Raw genomic sequence first — 18,027 nt, 5'->3', positions numbered from 1 at the left:
GGCACGCCGGCCCGGCCTCGCGGCCCGCCGCGACGGGCCGGCTCCGGGCCGGCTCCCGCCGTCCCGCATGAGGGCGTTGCGCGGACGCGCCGCGCGTTCGCGCCGCGCGTCCGTGCCCGCGCGGACCGCCGCGGCACGGTGGCGATCGACCCGGAATGATGCTTAGTCTGGGCCCGCAGTGGAACAGGGCCACGATGCGGGTCGGCCAAAAGATCATCCTGGTCGGCGGTCTGCCGATCGCCATCGCGGCGCTGATCGCGCTCGCCGGCTGGCTCCTGCTGGCCGAGGCCGAGCGCGCCCGGGGCGGCGCCGTCATGGCGGGCGCGATCTACCGCATCCTCACGGTGACGACGACCGTCCGCGACGAGTTCATCGCCGCGCGGCCCGAGGAGCGCACCGACCACGCCGAGCGCTTCGCCCGCCTGACCGCGGAGGCCGCGAGCTCCCTCGACGACCTGCGCCGCTTCGCCCGCACGCCCGACCAGGCGTCCCGCATCGAGGCGGCGCGGGCGGCCCTGAAGGCGTCCATCGACCGCATGCAGGGCCTGGTGCGGATCACCCGGGAGAACGACGGCCTCCTCGCCGAGATGGCCTCCCGGGCCGACACCCTGATCGCCCTCGCCGACCAGGCCCGGGACCGCCAGCGCGCCGCCAACACCGACCTCGTGGCCTCGCTCACCGACAAGGCCCGCCACCTGCGCCAGGTCCGCGACGTGGTCGGGGCGGTCAACGAGCTGCGCGCCGTCGTGGCGGCGGCCGAGATCGAGGCCCTGCGCCGCGGGGCACCCCAGCCCAGCCCCGCCGGCATGCGCCAGGTCCGCAACGCCGCCCAGGACCTCGCCCTGGCCCTGCGGGCGGACGGGCGCGGGCGCGAGGCCGAGGAGCTGCAGATCCTGGCCGCCTCCTACGAGGGCTGGCGCGCCGGCGAGGAGCCGCGGGTCCTGGCGGCCGCCGGCACCGCCGCGCCGGTCCCCTCCCCGGTCAACGTCCTCGACGAGTGGGGCGACCGGATCCTCAAGATCGACGGCTCGGCCCAGCGCGCGCTCCACGACGAGGTCACCCAGCTCCTGTCCTACGCCGTGCAGTCCAACGAGACCGAGCAGGCGACCCAGAACATCGCGATCGAGACGCTGAAGCTCGGGCAGCGCACCGCCGAGGCCCTGCGCCGCCGCGATCCGGGCAGCGCGGGCGCGATGCTGGAGGACGGCCGCCGCCTGTCCGAGACCGCCGCCGCCCTGCCGATCTCGCCCCTGATCCAGGGCGAGATGATCGACGCCATCGACGGCTGGCGCGAGCGCCTCGGCACCACGATCGACGGCCTGCGGCGCCAGAACGAGGGCATCGCCGAGATGGACCGCTTCGCCGCCGCCATCGGCGAGACGGCACGGAGCCTCAACGAGATCTTCATCGACGACGCCGACCGCTTCGGCACCTTCATCCGCCGCCTGCTGCTGATCGGGGCCGCCGCCGGCCTGGTGCTCGGCTCCGCCGCCGCCCTGGCGGTGGCCCGCTCGATCACCGGGCCCCTCCGGCTGCTCCAGCGCAGCATGCTGGCGCTCGCCGCCGACCCGGCGCGGCGCGACGTCGGCGAGGTGGTGCGCCGGCGCGACGAGCTCGGCGACATGGCCCGGGCCACCACCATGTTCGTGGACGAGATCGGCCGGCGCGAGCGCGCCCTGCGCCGGGCCAAGGAGGAGGCCGACCGCACCCTGGCGGAGCTGCGCCAGACCCAGTCCGACCTGATCCAGGCCGAGAAGCTCGCCTCCCTGGGGCAGCTCGTCGCCGGCGTCGCGCACGAGATCAACACGCCCCTCGGCATCGCGCTCACGACGGCCACGCTGGTGCGCGACGAGGCCCGCGAGTTCCGCGAGATCGCCGCCGGCCAGCTCTCCCGCTCGCGGCTGACGCACTTCGTCGACCGGGTGCAGGAGGGCTCGCACCTGCTCACCGCCAACCTCGCCCGGGCGGCGGACCTCGTGCACAGCTTCAAGCAGGTCGCGGTCGACCGGGTCAGCGACGAGCGCCGCCGCTTCCCGCTCCGCGAGTGGCTCGGCGAGCTGCTGCGCAGCCTCGGGCCCCTCCTGCGCCGGGGCGGCCACCGGCTCGACCTCGAGGCCCCGGAGGAGTTCGAGGTCGACACCCATCCGGGCGCCCTCGCCCAGGTCATCACCAACCTCGTCAAGAACGCCGTGGTGCACGCCTTCGCGGACGGCAGGCCCGGCTGCATCGGGGTCGCGGTCTCCCGGGACGGCGCCTGGGTGAGGCTCGAGGTGGGCGACGACGGCCGCGGCATCGCGGCGGCGGACCGGGAGCGGATCTTCGACCCGTTCTTCACCACCGCCCGCCACCGCGGCAGCTCGGGCCTCGGCATGCACATCGTCTACAACCTGGTCACGGGCCAGCTCCAGGGGCGCATCGCCGTCGAGAGCCGGGAGGGCCGCGGCACCACGGTCCGGGTCGAGTTCCCGGCCTGCCTCGCCCCGGCCCTGCCGGCGGCGCGCCCCGCCCTCGCGGCCGGGTGAGGGGCGGCCGGCTGGCGGATCCGCCGGCCGGGCGTGTATGGATCGCGTCCGCGGGAGCGGTGCTCCGGCGCGCGACGGGTGGCGAGGCGTCCGCCGGGCGGCCGGGGGCCGGCGGGCCTGAGCCAGGAGGGGAGTGCGGGATGCCCGAGAGACGGCGCGGAACCGGGGCGTGGCGCGCCCTCCTGCTCACCGCCGGGTGGCTCGCCGCCCTCGCGGGGGCGGCTTGTGCCAAGACCCTGGTCTTCTGCTCGGAGGGCAACCCCGAGTCGCTGAACCCCCAGCTCGTCACCACCACCACCGGCATGGACGCGGCCTGGCCGGTCTTCAACACCCTGGTGGCCTTCGAGCCCGGCACCACCACGATCCGGCCGGCCCTCGCGGAATCCTGGACCATCTCGGCGGACGGGCGCGACTACACGTTCCACCTGCGCCGGGACGTGCCCTTCCACCGCAACGCCCGCTTCAAGCCGACCCGTCCGTTCGGGGCCGCCGACGTGGTCTTCTCCCTGGAGCGGCAGTGGAAGCCGGACCACCCCTTCCACGCGGTCTCCGGCGGGCAGTACGCGTATTTCCGCGATCTCGGCCTGCCCGACCTGATCCAGGCCGTCGAGGCGGTGGATGACCGGACGGTCCACATCCGGCTGCGGGAGGCCGACGCGACCTTCTTGCCGAACCTCGCCATGGCCCTCGGCGTCATCCAGTCGGCGGAGTACGCCGCCGTGCTGACGGCGGCGGGCGAGCCCGACCGGATCGACCGCGAGCCGGTCGGCACCGGCCCGTTCAGCTTCGCGGCCTTCCAGCCCGACGTCGCCCTGCGCTACCGCGCCTTCGCGGAGTACTGGGGCGGACGCCAGCCGGTCGACAGCCTGGTGTTCTCCATCACGCCGAACGGCGCCGTGCGCCTCGCCAAGCTCCGGGCCGGCGAGTGCCACCTGATGGCCTTCCCCAACCCGGCCGACCTCGCGGCCATCAAGGCCGATCCGGCCCTGGTGCTGATGCGGGAGGAGGAGCTGAACATCGGCTACCTCGCGCTCAACGTCCTCAAGCCGCCCTTCAGCGACCCCCGGGTGCGCCACGCCATCGCGATGGCGATCGACAAGGCCGCGATCGTCGAGGGCGTGTACGGGCCCGGCGGGACGGCGGCCCGCACCCCGATCCCGCCGAACCTCTGGGCCCACGACCCGTCCATCGCCGACGATCCCCTCGACCGGGCGGGCGCGCAGCGGCTGCTCGCCGAGGCCGGCCTCGCCTCCGGCTTCGAGGCCGATCTGTGGTACCCGCCGGTGAGCCGGGCCTACAACCCGAACGGCCGGCGGGTCGCCGACATGATCCAGGCCGACCTCGCGCGCATCGGCATCCGCCTCAAGCTCGTCACCGACGAGTGGAGCGCCTACCGGGCCAAGATGCTGGCCGGCGTGCCCGCGCTGGCGCTGTTCGGCTGGACCGCCGACAACGGCGACCCGGACAACTTCCTGGGCGTGCTCCTCGGCTGCATCCCGGCTCGGCCCGGCGGCAGCAACGTCGCCCGCTGGTGCGACCCGGCGTTCGACGCCCTGGTGACGGATGCCCGCCGCACCACCGACCAGGCCGCCCGGGCCGAGCTCTACCGGCGGGCGCAGGCGATCTTCAAGCGCGAGACGCCCTGGGTGCCGATCGCCCACTCGGCGGTGTTCGTGGCGGCGCGCCGCGAGGTGACGGGCTACCGCATGGACCCGCTCGGCCGCCACCTGTTCCAGGGCGTCGGCCTTCGCGACACGCCCTGAGGCGACCGCCCGGGCGGGACCTGCGCGCGGCCGGCGCCGGTGGACGGGCCGGCGCGCCCGGGGCCGGGCGGGTGGATTCCCGGATCGCCTTCCCGTATCCCGGCCCGGTTGGGGCGAGCGCGGCGGCAGGAGGCCGGGTGGAGCACGAGATCTACCGCCTGCTGGGGCTGTTCACCTCGATCAGGGTGGACGTCCTGGCGCCCCTCGGGCTCGTCCTCGCCGTCGTGGTCACGGTCCACGCCCTCCTGAACAAGCGCGAGGTCGGCGCGGCGATCGGCTGGATCGGCCTCGCCTGGCTCTCGCCCCTGGTGGGCAGCGGGCTCTACGCGCTGTTCGGCATCAACCGGGTCAGCCGCCGCGCCCGGCGGCTGCCGGTGCTGCCGCTGCCGCGGCCCGGGGCGCCCGAGCCGCCCGCCGCCGCCGTGCCGGAGGCCTTCCGGCCCCTCGAGCGGGCCGCCGACCGGATCACCGGCCTGCCCCTCCTCGGCGGCAACCGCATCGCCCGCTTCCGCCACGGCGACGAGGCCTATCCGGCGATGCTGGCGGAGATCGGGCGGGCGCGGGAGAGCGTGGCGCTCTCGAGCTACATCATGCGCGACGACGCGACCGGGCGCGCCTTCGTGGACGCGCTCGCGGCGGCCCGGACCCGGGGCGCCGAGGTCTGCGTGCTCATCGACGGCATCGGCAGCGGCTACTTCTTCCCGGCCATGTACCGGCGCCTGCGCCGGGCGGCCCTGCCCGCCGGCCTGTTCATGCACTCGGCGCTTCCCTGGCGCATGCCGTTCCTGAACCTGCGCACCCACAAGAAGCTCCTGATCGTGGACGGGCGCGTCGGCTTCGTCGGGGGCGTCAACATCGGGGACGAGAACCGCGTCGCCGACGACCCGCCCGAGCCGGTGCGCGACACCCATTTCCGGCTCGAGGGCCCGGTGGTGCGCCAGCTGACCCAGGCCTTCTGCCGCGACTGGGCCTTCGTGATGGGGGAGGACCTGGAGGGCCGGCGCTGGTTTCCCGAGATCCCGCCCGCGGGCGGCACCCTCGCCCGGGTGGTGACCTCGGGCCCGGATTCGGACATCGAGAAGATCGAGTTCGTGGTGCTGGAGGCGGTGGCGACCGCGAGCCGCTCGATCCGCCTCGCCACACCCTACTTCCTGCCGAGCGAGCTCCTGCTCACCTCGCTCAGCCTCGCGGCGATCCGGGGCGTCACCGTCGACGTGATCATCCCGCAGGAGAGCAACCACCGGGTCGTGGACTGGGCGACCCGGGCCCATGTCGGGCCGCTGCTCGACGCGGGCGTGCGGATCTGGCTCGACCGGCCGCCCTTCGACCATTCCAAGATCCTGGTGGTCGACGACGCCTGGTGCTTCATCGGCAGCGCGAACTGGGACAGCCGCAGCTTCCGGCTGAACTTCGAACTGAACGTCGAGCTCTACGACCCGGATTTCGCGCGCGATCTCAACGGGCTGATGCGGGCCAAGATGGAGGCGCGGCTCACCCCCGAGGCCCTCACGGATCGCGCGATGCCGGTGCGCCTTCGCGATGCCGGCGTGCGTCTGCTGCTGCCCTACCTCTGAGGACGACGCGCTCGCGCAGGGTTCCGGCCTGGGCCCGGAGCGTCTCGGCCTGCGCCCTCAGCGTCGCGACGGGCAGCCGGAGGGGCTCGCGCGCGGGCCGCACCGGCAGGGACGCGGGCTCGAGGTGCACCACGATCGGCCGGTGGTCGGAGGCGCCCCGGGGCAGCACCGCGCGGCTGCGGCAGCTCAGGCCGCGCACGAGGCAGCGGTCGAGGCGCAGGGGCAGCAGGTCCACCATGGCGTGGGTCGGGTGGCGCGGCCCCACGTCGCGGAAGCCCGGCAGGAGCGCCGGGCCGACGATGTTGTAGTCGCCGAGGACCGCGGCCCGCACCGGCAGGTGCTGGGCGATCCGGCGGAGCTGGCGCCGGTTGAGCACCTGCCCGTGCGACAGGTGGACGTTCGCGACCCCGAATGTGCCGAGGTCGAGGACCTGGCAGACCCGGTCGATCAGGGCGCCCGAGGGCAGCGGGATCACCCGCGGCGGGCTCGCCCACGGCGTCGGGCTCCACATCGCCAGCCCGTGGATGCGCCGCGGCAGCGGCGCCCAGGCGAAGTGGCCGCCGACCCGCCCCTGCAGCTCGGTGATGTCGACGGTCGCCTCCTGCATCAGCAGCAGGTCGGGCTTCTCCTGCGCGATCAGCGCCTCGAGGGCGTCGACCGTGGCGCCGGTGCGGCGCAGGAGGTTCCAGCTGATGATCTTACGCGGGGCGGCGCGATGCGGCAGCTGGATCGGCGTGCCGTCGGCGGGCAGGAGGCGGGAGTGATTCAGCATGGCACCATGCAGGGCAGGATTGCGCCGGGACGATGGCGATCGGGCCGGGTCCGGCCGCCGTGATGCGGCGCACACTCATACGCCGGTCCGGCCCCGGACGGAACCGCCCTGCGCGGGGCCGCGCCCGGCGCTCCCGGCATGGTTCGTCCCTCAGGGCCCCACCGCCGCGATCCCGGGCAGGGCCCGCACCAGGCTCCGGAAGACGTCGCCGCGCTCCTCGAAGCTGCGGAACTGGTCGTAGGAGGCGCAGGCCGGCGAGAGCAGCACCACGGGCTCGCCGGCGCGGTCGTCGGCGGCCGCGGCCGCGGCCCGCGCCACCGCCGCCGCCAGCGTGCCGCAGCGGCTGAAGGGCACGTGCCCCTCGAGGGTGGCGGCGAAGGCCTCGCTCGCCGCCCCGATCAGGTAGGCGTGGGCGACCCGCGGGAAGTAGGGCGCGAGGGCCGCGATGCCGCCCTCCTTCGGCTTGCCGCCGAGGATCCAGTGGATCGACTGGAAGGCCGAGAGCGCCTTCTCGGCCGAATCGGCGTTGGTCGCCTTCGAGTCGTTGATGAATAGGACGGGGCCGCGCCGGCCCACCTCCTCCATCCGGTGCGCCAGCCCCGGGAAGCCGCGCAGGGCCTGCGCGAAGGCGTCGGCCGAGACCCCGAGGTTTGCGGCCACCGCGTACGCGATGGCGGCGTTCTGCCAGTTGTGGGCGCCCCGCAGCGGGCCGATCCCGGCGAGGTCCGCGACCGGCACGGCCGGCTCGGCCCGGCCGTCGATGATCACCCCGCGGCGGGCGAGGAGCCCGGGCCCGTCGCCGGCCTCCCCGACATGCACCCGGGTCAGCGGCCCGGCCCGGCGCCCGGCGATCGCCCGGCTCCAGGCGTCGTCGACCCCGACGACGGCGTGGTCGGACCCCGCCACCAGCCGCTCCTTGATGGCGGCGTACGCGGCCATGTCGCCGTGCCGGTCGAGGTGGTCGGGCGTGAGGTTCAGCAGGACCCCGATGGAGGGCGCGAGGGACGGCGTCAGGTCGATCTGGAACGACGACATCTCGACCACGTGGACCCGTCCCGGGGCGGGCGGCGCCAGGGACAGGATCGCCGTGCCGATGTTGCCGCCCATCTGGACGTCGTGCCCGGCGGCCGCGAGCACGTGGGCGATCAGCGCCGTGGTGGTGGACTTGCCGTTGGTGCCCGTGATGGCGACGAAGGGCGCGCCGGGGGCGCGCGCCGCCCGCTCGCGGCAGAACAGCTCGATGTCGCCGATGACCGGCACGCCGGCGGCCCGCGCGAGGCCGACCGTCCAGTGCGGCGCCGGATGGGTCAGGGGCACGCCGGGCGACAGGACCAGCGCCGCGAAGCCCGACCAGTCGGCCCCGCGCAGGTCCGCGGTCGCGATGTCCTGCTCGCCGGCGGCCGCCATGCGCGCCGGGTCGTCGTCGCAGGCGACGACCCGGGCGCCGCCGGCCCGAAGGCTCAGGGCCGTGGCGAGGCCGGAGCCGCCGAGCCCGAACAGGGCCACGGACCGGCCCGCGAAGGTGGTGGAGGGTGTCATCGTGTCGGCTCGCGCGATCGCCCGGAAGGCCTGTCGTCCCGCCGGTCCTGTCGACCGCGCCCGGCCCGGCGGGACGGGCGGGGCGCGACTGCTCCTCACCGCGGCGCCGGGCACGCGGCCCGCCGCCCGGGCCGGCCCCGCCTCAGTCGATGTCCTCGACCGCGTCGGCGCCGCCGTAGACCCGGTGCGCCAGGGAGGCCTCGATCAGGTCGTCGATGCCGCCGTCGAGGACGTCGTCGGGGCTCGTCGACTGGGCGCCGGTGCGCAGGTCCTTCACGAGCTGGTAGGGCTGGAGCACGTAGGAGCGGATCTGGTGGCCCCAGCCGATATCGGTCTTGGAGGCGGCCTCGGCATTGGCCTTCTCCTCCCGCTTCTTCAGCTCGAGCTCGTACAGGCGGGCGCGCAGCATGTTCCAGGCGGTGGCCCGGTTCTTGTGCTGCGAGCGCTCCTGCTGGCAGGCCACCACGATCCCGGTCGGGTTGTGGGTGATGCGCACGGCCGAATCGGTGGTGTTGACGTGCTGGCCGCCGGCGCCGGAGGAGCGGTAGGTGTCGATCCGGCAGTCGGATTCCTTGATCTCGATGGTGATCCGGTCGTCGATGACGGGGTAGACCCACACGCTCGCGAAGCTCGTGTGCCGGCGGGCGTTGGAATCGTAGGGCGAGATCCGCACGAGCCGGTGCACGCCCGATTCGGTCTTCAGCCAGCCGTAGGCGTTGTGGCCCTTGATCATGAGCGTGGCGCCCTTGATGCCGGCCTCCTCGCCGTCGGTCCACTCGACGACCTCGACCTTGTACTTCCGGCGCTCGGCCCAGCGGGCGTACATGCGCTGGAGCATGTTGGCCCAGTCCTGGCTCTCGGTGCCGCCGGCGCCGGCATGGACCTCGAGGTAGGTGTCGTTGGCGTCGGCCTCGCCGGACAGGAGCGTCTCGATCTGCCGGCGCGCGGTCTCCGCCTGGACGGCGCGGATCTGCTCCTCGCCCTCGCGGATGCTGGCGGCGTCCCCCTCCATCTCGCCGAGCTCGATCAGGGTGGCGCCGTCGGCGAGCCCCTGCTCCAGGCGGCGGATCGCCGTGATGGCGTCCTCGAGCTGGGTGCGCTCGCGCATCACGCTCTGGGCCGCCTCCGGATCGTTCCAGAGGCCGGGGTCCTCGGAGGCCGCGTTCAGCTCGGCCAGGCGCTTGTCAGCGGTATCCCAGTCAAAGATGCCTCCTCAGCAGCCCGATCGACTGCTTGGCGGCATCCGAGAGTTGCTCGATCTCGGCGCGCATCTGGTGTGACGGTCACTCGCGTGGGGTGGGTCGGCTTGATACCCGCCGGGCCGGCGCCTGTAAACGGAGCGCGGACCCGGAGGGAGCGGGAACGGGCGCCGTCCCGGCCCGGGTCCCGGGGGGCGGCCCCTCCCGCGGGCCTCAGTACAGGCCGCCCGCCTGCGCGGCGCGGTCGGCGTCGGGCGGCACGGCGCCCGGGGCGGCCGGCTGGGCGGTCGCCGGGGCCGAGTAGCTGTCGGGCGGGGCGGTGCCGGGCTTGAACGCCTCGAGGACGCCGCCCTCCGAGCCGCCCGCCCGGGTGCCGGAGGCGAGGTTGACGCGGATCAGCTTGATGCCCGGCGGCACGCGGAACGGCGTCGGCGGCTTGTCCTTCAGGGCGGCCTTCAGGAAGTCGCGGGCGATGGGCGCCGAGAGGCCGCCGCCGGTGGCGCGGTCGCCGAGCGAGCGCGGCTTGTCGTAGCCCATGTAGATCCCGACGGCCAGGTCGGGCGAGAAGCCCACGAACCAGGCGTCCTTGGCGTCGTTGGTGGTGCCGGTCTTGCCCGCGAGCGGCTTGCCGATCTCCTTCAGGATGGTGGCGGTGCCGCGCTGCACCACGCCCTCCATGATCGAGACCATCTGGTAGGCGGTGAGCGGGTCGAGCACCTGCTCGGACTCGTCCACGAGCTTGGGCTCGTCCTGGCCGGTCCACTTCTCGGCGTCGCAGCCGATGCACTTGCGGGTGTCGTGGCGGTAGATGGTCTCGCCGCTGCGGTCCTGGATGCGGTCGATGAGCGTCGGGCGGATGCGCCGGCCGCCGTTGTCGAGCATCGAGTAGGCGGTGACCATCCGCATCACGGTGGTCTCGCCGGCGCCGAGCGACATCGGCAGGACCGGCAGCATGTCGTCGTAGACGCCGAAGCGGCGGGCGTACTCGGCGATCAGCGGCATGCCGACGTCCTTGGCGAGCCGCACCGTCATCAGGTTCTTCGAGTGCTCGATGCCGTAGCGCAGGGTGTGGGGGCCGCCCGACTTGCCGTCGTAGTTCGAGGGCGTCCAGGCCTCCTGGCCCGGGCCGGCCTCGATGGTGATGGGCGAGTCGAGCACGATCGAGGACGGCGTGTAGCCGTTGTCGAGTGCCGCCGAGTAGACGATCGGCTTGAACGACGAGCCCGGCTGGCGCATCGCCTGCGTGGCGCGGTTGAACTCGCTCTCGTCGTAGGAGAAGCCACCCACCATGGCGTGGACGCGGCCCGTGTAGGGGTCCATCGCCACGATGGCGCCGGAGACCTCCGGGATTTGCCGCAGGCGGTACGCGCTGGTGTTGCCCTCCAGGCGCTCGACGTAGACCACGTCGCCGACGTTGAGCGCCGAGGCGACGCCGCGCCCGGTCCAGCGCACGCCGTCCGCCCCGACGATGCCGGTCTCCCGGTCCTTCGAGACCTGCCCCGAGCTCTCGCGCCGGGGCTGGAGGCCGATCATCGCCCGGCCGCCGGAGGTGTCGAGCACCACCGCGAGCCGCCAGGGCTGCACGTCGCCGAGGGCCGGCACCTCGGCCACCGCCATGCCCCAGTCGCGGCCGGCGAGCTCGACGCGGCTCTGCGGCCCGCGCCAGCCCCGGGCCTGGTCGTAGCGCACCAGGCCGTCCACCAGGGCCTTGCGGGCCATCGCCTGCATCTTCGGGTCGAGGGTGGTGCGCACCGAGAGGCCGCCCTCGTAGAGCTTCTTCTCGCCGTAGCGCTCGGAGATCTCGCGCCGGACCTCCTCGGCGAAGTAGTTCGCGTTGGCGGTGTTGGGCGAGACGGAGCGCGGGTTGACCCCGAGGGGGAGCTTGCGCTCGGCCTCGGCCTCCTCCTTGGTGATGTACCCGTTCTGGGCCATCAGCCCGATGATCTCGTTGCGCCGCGCCAGCGCCTGCTGGGTGCGCCGGTAGGGATGGTAGTTGTTCGGGCCCTTGGGCAGGGCGGCGAGGTAGGCGGCCTCGTGGATCGTCAGCTCGTGCACCGACTTGCCGAAATAGTCGAGGGCCGCCGCCGCGATCCCGTGCAGGTTGCGGCCCGGCACGATCGTGCCGAGGAATATCTCGTTGAGGTAGAGCTCGAGGATCTTGTCCTTCGAGTAGGTCGACTCGATGCGCAGCGCGATCAGTGCCTCGCGGACCTTGCGGTCGAGGGTCTGCTCGTTGGAGAGCAGGAAGTTCTTGGCGACCTGCTGGGTGATCGTCGAGGCGCCCTGCTTCTTGCCGCTCGAGGCGTTGGTGACGACGGCGCGGACGATGCCCTCGGGGTCGATGCCGCCGTGCTTGTAGAAGTTCTTGTCCTCCGCCGACAGGAAGGCCGCGATCACGATCTTGGGCATCGCCTGGATCGGCAGGTAGAGCCGGCGCTCGCGGGCGTACTCGGCGAGCAGGCTGCCGTCGGCGGCGTGGACGCGGGTCATCACCGGCGGCTCGTAGTTGGCGAGCGCCGCGTGGTCGGGCAGGTCCTTCGAGTACTTCCAGTAGAAGTAGCCGCCGGCCGCCGCGCCGAGGACGAACAGCATCGCCGCGATGCTGAACACGAAGCCGAAGAAGCGGAGGATGAAGCGCATCGAAACCCGATCCGTCGATGGTGCCGTCGCGGCGTGGGAGGTCCCGCGCGCGAGTGTAGCTCAGGGGCGACGGCGACCGCCACACCCCGGGCGTGTTCCCGGATGACGACCATTGGTCGTGAGAATGCGCGGGTGCACCTCCCCGGAAGGGTGATGCACCGGCGCGGACGCCCGAACAGCGAGGGGCCGACGGGCCCCTATCGACACGGGATCTATGGTGAAACTGGGGCGGCAGGCCCCGGCTCGGCCTGGGCGGCCCGGCTCGCCGCCCGGGCGGCGCGGCCGAACCGCGGCGGCTCGGAGGGGCCGAGCCGCGGCGGCTCGGAGGGTTCGGGCCGCGGCGACTCGGCGCCGTCCACGACCCGGGGGGCGTCGGCGCCGCGGCCGGCCAGGGCCGGGCCCGGGGCCGGCAGGCGGGCGGAGAAGAAGGTCTCGATCGCGCCGGCCATCTGGGCGGTGACCCGGCCGCGCCACTCCTCGGAGAGCAGGAGGTCGAGGTCGCGCTTGCTCGACAGGTAGCCGAGCTCGACCAGCACCGAGGGCACGTCGGGCGAGCGCAGCACCCGGAAGCCGGCCTCCCGGTGGGGCTTGGCGCTCATCTCCATGACCCGGCCGAGCTGGCCGAGCAGGCCCTGCGCGAACCGGGCCGAGAAGCCCCGGGTCTCGCGCAGCGTCAGCTCCTGGAGGATGTCGGCGACGTCGCCAGGCCCCTCGCCCGGGTCGGCGCCGGCGGCGGCGTCCGCGGTGTTCTCCCGGTCGGCCAGCCGCGCCGACTCGGCGTCGGTGGCGCGCTCGGATCCGGTGTAGACCGTGGCGCCCCGGACCTGGGGGGCGGCCGAGATCGAGTCGGCGTGGATCGACACGAACAGGTCGGCCCGGGCGTCGCGGGCGATGCGCACCCGGTCGGCGAGGGGCACGAACACGTCACGCTCGCGGGTCATCCGCACCCGCACCCGCCCGGACGCCTCGAGGCGCTGCACGAGGCCCTGCGCCACCCCGAACACGATGTCCTTCTCGAACACGCCGTTGGCCGCGATGGCGCCCGGGTCGGTGCCGCCGTGGCCGGCGTCGACGATGACGAGGGGGCGCGCGTCCACGGCCTCCCGGGCCGGCGCGGGCCGCGGGCGCGCCGGCTCGGGCGCCACGGCGGCGCGCCGGAAGGCGTCGCGGTCGCTGCGGGCGAGGTCGATGGTCAGCAGCGTCGCCCCGTCCCGCGGGCGGGTGGCGGTGGCGACCCGCGCCACGGTGGCGGCCTGGGCGAGGTCGATGACGATCCGCGACCGCCCCGGCGCGAACAGGCCGTAGCGGTAGGAGGCGACCACGCCCTCGCGCCGGCGGCCGGCCTCCGGCGGCAGCTGGAAGTTCACCTCGGGCAGGTCGACGATGGCCCGGTCGGGCCGCTCCATCACGAAGGCCCGGGCCTCGACGGGCCGCGACAGCACCACGCTGAGCCGCGTGCCGCCCTCCGGCGCGGGCGCGAGATCGGCCGCGATCGCGACCGCGGGGGCCGCGGCCACGGGCGCGGCGGTTTGCGCCTCGGCGCGGGCCGCCGGCGCGAGGGCGTGCAGCGCGAGCGCGAGCACGAGCGCGAGCCAGGGCGCGCGGCGCGGGGAGGAGGCGCGGCGCGGGGAGCGGATCGGGTGGGCGCGTGTCGGCATGGCCATCCGGCGACTCAATCGACATCCGGGTTACGCCATAACGCGCCCATGGTTAACGCGACGCAAAGCCCCCGGGCCGGGCGCGTCGGGCTGTTGCCGCCGGGGCACAGGCACTCGCGTAAGCGATCGCGCTTGCAAATCCAGGGCGACACTCTGTAATGGTATGGACCCCCGCCCGACGCCGCCGGCTCATCGTCGCGGCCCACGGGCCTGCCCGGATGCTTGCGAGCGTCTCCGGCGCCGGCTCGTCGTCGGCAGACCTTCCGACGGTCGGCATCCCGCGTGCCGGGCAGGAGTCGCTTTGATCCGCGGCGGCGTTCGTGAACGTCGTCGCCCGTTTTACCGGCGGTCGGCCTCAGTACCGGCGCCTCGTTTCGAAAGGTCGGTGGGAGTATGCGCGGACGCACAGCTTCGGCTCTCGATGCTGCCGTCCCCGGCGCGCACGTCCGGCGTCGCGCCCGTCCGCGTTCCCTGCCCCCGGCCGTGGTCAACCCCTCGCGCGCAAGGACGCGCGCAGCGGCGATTGACGGCAACCCCCGCACGACATCAACCGCCGCGACCAGTCGGTCGCGGCACGGGACAGCCTCTCCGGGGCGGGTCCTCGCACCCGGGGCGGCACCGGACTCCGGAGGCGACCCCTCCCGCGGACGGCCACGTTCCGGACGGCCAAGTCCAGCGGCCCTGCCGTCACTCGCCATGCCGAAAGTTCGTCATGGCCAACAAGATGCTCATCGATGCCGCCCACCCGGAAGAGACCCGGGTGGTGACGGTCAAGGGTTCGAAGGTCGAGGAATTCGACTTCGAGGCTGCTAACCGCCGCCAGCTGCGCGGCAACATCTACCTCGCCAAGGTCACCCGGGTCGAGCCGTCGCTCCAGGCGGCGTTCGTCGAGTACGGGGGGAACCGCCACGGCTTCCTGGCCTTCAGCGAGATCCACCCCGACTACTACCAGATCCCGATCGCCGATCGGATGGCGCTCCTCGAGGAGGAGGCCCGGGCCGAGCGCGAGCACGCCGAGCGCCCCGAGCGCGAGCCCGAGGAGAACCGCCGCCGCCGCCGCCGCGGCCGGCGCGCCGAGGCCTCCGCCCGCAAGCCCGACGCCGTCGTCAGCGCCCCCGCCGAGGGGCTGGAGCCGGAGGCCGGCGAGCACCCGGCCGCGGAGACGGAGTCCGCCGGGTTCGCGGCCCGGGAACCCGCGCCCGAGGGCTTCGGGGCCCCGGACCTCGAGGACCGGGACGCCCCCCCGCGGGACGAGGCGGCCGGTGATTTTCCGGCGGCCCACGGCGACCCCGTGCACGAGGCCGGCGGCCCGGAGCCGCACGCCGCCGCGCCCGGGAGCGACCACCCGGACCCGGCCGAGGCCGAGCCCCACGGCGAGCCCGTCGCCGAGGCGGCCGAGCCCGGCGGCGATCCCGACCGCGCCGTGACGCCGGTCGAGGCCGAGCCGGAGGCGGCCGGGTTCGTCGAGGCCGCGGCCCCCGGGGCCGAGGCGGCGCCGGCCGGCGAGGGCGCCCTGCCCCAGCCCGTCGCGGCCACCCAGCCCGTGGCCGGGAGCGACGCGGACGACGACGAGCACGCCTCCGACGAGCACGCCTCCGACGGACCCGACTCCGACGAGGAGGACGAGGAGGACGACGACGAGGACGACGAGGACGAGGCGGGTGCCGAGGCCGGCGAGGACGACGAGGACGACGACGCGGACGGGGACGAGGAGGACGACGAGGACGAGGAAGCCGAGGAGCCCGTCGTCGAGCAGGTCGGCGGGCGCGGTGACGCGCTGGCCGAGATCCCCGAGCGCCCCCGCGCCCCGCGCCGGCACTACAAGATCCAGGAGGTGATCAAGCGCCGGCAGGTGATCCTGGTCCAGGTCGTCAAGGAGGAGCGCGGCACCAAGGGCGCGGCGCTGACCACCTACCTGTCGCTGGCCGGCCGCTACTCGGTGCTGATGCCCAACACCGGCCGCGGCGGCGGCATCTCGCGCAAGATCACGAGCGCGGCCGACCGCAAGCGCCTGAAGGAGATCGCCACGGACCTCGAGGTCCCGGACGGGATGGGCGTGATCCTGCGCACGGCGGGCGCGTCGCGCACCAAGCCGGAGATCAAGCGCGACTTCGAGTACCTGATGCGCCTGTGGGAGAGCGTGCGCGAGCTGACGCTGTCGTCCTCGGCGCCCGCCCTCGTCTACGAGGAGGGCTCGCTGATCAAGCGCGCCATCCGCGACCTCTACAACAAGGACATCGACGAGGTCCTGGTCGCGGGCGACGAGGCCTACCGCGAGGCCAAGGACTTCATGCGGATGCTGATGCCGAGCCAGTCGAAGGTGGTGAAGCCCTACCGCGACCCGGCTCCGATCTTCGCCCGCTTCGGGGTCGAGCAGCAGCTCGACGCCATGTTCTCCAACCACGTCTCCCTGCGCTCGGGCGGCTACCTCGTCATCAACCCGACCGAGGCCCTGGTCTCGATCGACGTGAACTCGGGGCGCGCCACCCGCGAGCACGACATCGAGGACACGGCCCTCAAGACGAACCTGGAGGCCGCCGAGGAGGTGGCCCGCCAGCTGCGCCTGCGCGACCTCGCCGGCCTGATCGTCATCGACTTCATCGACATGGAGGAAAAGCGCAACAACCGCGCGGTCGAGAAGAAGCTGAACGAGTGCCTGAAGAACGACCGCGCCCGCATCCAGGTCGGCCGGATCTCGCCCTTCGGCCTCCTGGAGATGTCGCGCCAGCGCATCCGCACCGGCGTGCTCGAATCCTCCTCGGTGCCGTGCATCCATTGCGGCGGCTCCGGCTTCGTGCGGGCCACCGCCTCGGTGGCCCTGCTGATCCTGCGGGCGATCGAGGAGGCGCTGATCAAGAGCAGCGCCCACAACCTGATCCTGCGCACCCGCACGGAGGTGGCGCTCTACATCCTCAACCAGAAGCGCGGGCACCTGCGCGAGCTCGAGGTCCGCTTCGAGGTCGCCATCGTCATCTCGGCCGACGAGCGGCTCGCGGCGACCTCGGCGTTCCACCTCGACCGGGGCGAGCCGGCCCAGCGCGTCGAGCCGCGCAACCCCGTCACCAGCATCCGGGCCGAGGCGGTGCTGCCGCCGCCGCTCGAGGACGAGGACGAGGACGAGGAGGACGTCGCCGAGGAGTCCGAGGCCGAGGCCGACGAGGGCGTGGCCGAGAGCGCTCCCCGCGCCGAGGCCGAGGGCGAGGGCGAGGACGAGGGGGGCGGCCGCCGGCGCCGCCGGCGCCGGCGCCGGCGCGGGCGCGGCGACGGGCGCCCCGGCAGCGAGGATGCCGCCGAGGGCGAGGCCGAGGGCGAGGGCGAGGAGGTCGCCGCGGGCGCCGTCTCGATCCCGATCACCGAGGACGGCGAAGGCCCCGAGGCGGAGGAGCGCGAGCGCCAAGGTGACGAGCGCCAGGGGGACGAGCGCCAAGGTGACGAGGCGGGCGGGCGCCGCCGCCGCCGCGGCCGCCGCGGCGGACGCAGCCGCGACCGCTACGAGGATGTCGGCGGCGCCATCGGCGACGAGGTGGTGGCCGGCGCCGAGATCGGCGAGGCGAGCCCGACGGGCGGCAGCCTGATGCCGGACGCCCTGGCCGAGGAGATCGTCGCGGTCGAGGAGATCGCCGGGCCTCCCCTGGAGGCCGTCTCCTTCGCCGACCCCGCCGCGCCGGACTTCCAGGCGCGGGACCTCCCGCCGCGGGACCTCCCCCCGCGGGACTTCCCGCCGCGGGACTTCCCGGCCAAGGATGACCCGGCTCCGGACCTCTCCGCCCTCGAGCGCGAGGCCGCCACGACCGCGGCGATCGAGGAGCCGGGCCCCGAGGCGGCCGCGCCGGCACCCCGGGTGCCCGTGGCCCCGGTCGAGCCGGAGCCCGAGCCCGTCGCGGTGGTGCTCACGCCGCCCGACCCGGACCGTCCCAAGCGCGCCGGCTGGTGGTCCCGGACCCGGGCTGCGATCAGCGGCGACTGAGCGCCGCCCGCCCGGGCGGAGGCCCGTCCTCCGCCCGCACCCGCCCTCCGCGAGGTCCCGAGCGGCCGCGCCCCTCCCCGGGGCGCGGCCGCTCGGCGTTCGGGGGCCGCGGCGGGAAACTCTTGGCGCCCGCCGCGCCACCCCAGCGTCAGGCCGGGGCGCAACCCCGCCGAATGCGCCGTTGCGTCGGCCCTCATCATGCGGCGATTTCCGGAACGGGACTGTATCGGCGTCGATAAACTTGGTGCGGCGCGTGTCCAGAGCGCCCGCCCGGTGCCGGCGCGCAAGCATCTAACGCGTTATCTGCGCCCGCGTCCGGGCCGGTTAACGGAAGCGATACCGGCTTTGATCAGGATCGCCCGACGATTACCTGAGTTGACGCCATCATGTTCC

9 protein-coding genes are annotated in these 18,027 nt (G+C 74.3%); 4 read left to right on the top strand and 5 right to left on the bottom strand.

Features of this window, described 5'->3' with window-relative positions:
• The first annotated feature begins 194 nt into the window (after positions 1-194).
• From DT057_RS01080 to DT057_RS01070, 3 genes are all read left to right on the top strand, one after another.
• Positions 195-2,522: a sensor histidine kinase gene (locus DT057_RS01080; RefSeq protein WP_128560278.1), complete on the top strand. Its 2,328-nt coding sequence runs from the start codon at positions 195-197 to the stop codon at positions 2,520-2,522.
• A 140-nt stretch (positions 2,523-2,662) separates the two neighbouring features.
• Entirely contained in the window at positions 2,663-4,285 is a 1,623-nt protein-coding gene (locus DT057_RS01075) for an ABC transporter substrate-binding protein (protein WP_128560277.1), read from the top strand.
• 137 nt (positions 4,286-4,422) lie between these two features.
• On the top strand, positions 4,423-5,859 hold the full coding sequence (locus DT057_RS01070; protein WP_128560276.1) for a phospholipase D-like domain-containing protein: 1,437 nt from the start codon (positions 4,423-4,425) through the stop codon (positions 5,857-5,859).
• Here DT057_RS01070 and DT057_RS01065 read toward each other — a convergent pair.
• From DT057_RS01065 to DT057_RS01045, 5 genes are all read right to left on the bottom strand, one after another.
• The gene (locus DT057_RS01065; protein ID WP_128560275.1) at positions 5,792-6,631 is read right to left on the bottom strand and encodes an endonuclease/exonuclease/phosphatase family protein; all 840 of its coding nucleotides are present in this window, start codon (positions 6,629-6,631) and stop codon (positions 5,792-5,794) included. The genes DT057_RS01070 and DT057_RS01065 overlap by 68 nt on opposite strands.
• A gap of 150 nt (positions 6,632-6,781) precedes the next feature.
• Complete coding sequence (gene murD, locus DT057_RS01060) at positions 6,782-8,170, bottom strand: UDP-N-acetylmuramoyl-L-alanine--D-glutamate ligase (RefSeq protein WP_128560274.1); 1,389 nt, start codon at positions 8,168-8,170, stop codon at positions 6,782-6,784.
• A gap of 142 nt (positions 8,171-8,312) precedes the next feature.
• A protein-coding gene (gene prfB / locus DT057_RS01055) for a peptide chain release factor 2 (RefSeq protein ID WP_128560273.1) occupies positions 8,313-9,441 on the bottom strand; the annotation gives its coding sequence in 2 pieces (ribosomal slippage) (positions 8,313-9,371 and positions 9,373-9,441; 1,128 coding nt in all).
• A gap of 141 nt (positions 9,442-9,582) precedes the next feature.
• A complete protein-coding gene (locus DT057_RS01050) occupies positions 9,583-12,009 on the bottom strand; it encodes a penicillin-binding protein 1A (RefSeq protein WP_128560272.1) in 2,427 nt (808 codons plus the stop codon).
• A gap of 212 nt (positions 12,010-12,221) precedes the next feature.
• On the bottom strand, positions 12,222-13,667 hold the full coding sequence (locus DT057_RS01045; RefSeq protein ID WP_128560271.1) for an N-acetylmuramoyl-L-alanine amidase: 1,446 nt from the start codon (positions 13,665-13,667) through the stop codon (positions 12,222-12,224).
• A 712-nt stretch (positions 13,668-14,379) separates the two neighbouring features.
• Between DT057_RS01045 and DT057_RS01040 the strand changes: the two genes are divergently transcribed.
• Positions 14,380-17,634, top strand: a complete 3,255-nt coding sequence (locus DT057_RS01040) for an Rne/Rng family ribonuclease (protein ID WP_128560270.1) — start codon at positions 14,380-14,382, stop codon at positions 17,632-17,634.
• The last annotated feature ends 393 nt before the right edge of the window (positions 17,635-18,027 follow it).

The organism is Methylobacterium crusticola (genome assembly GCF_003574465.1).
Classification (GTDB): domain Bacteria; phylum Pseudomonadota; class Alphaproteobacteria; order Rhizobiales; family Beijerinckiaceae; genus Methylobacterium; species Methylobacterium crusticola.
The sequence above is the reverse complement of the archived record's forward strand: the minus strand, read 5'-3'. Positions and strand labels throughout refer to the sequence as shown.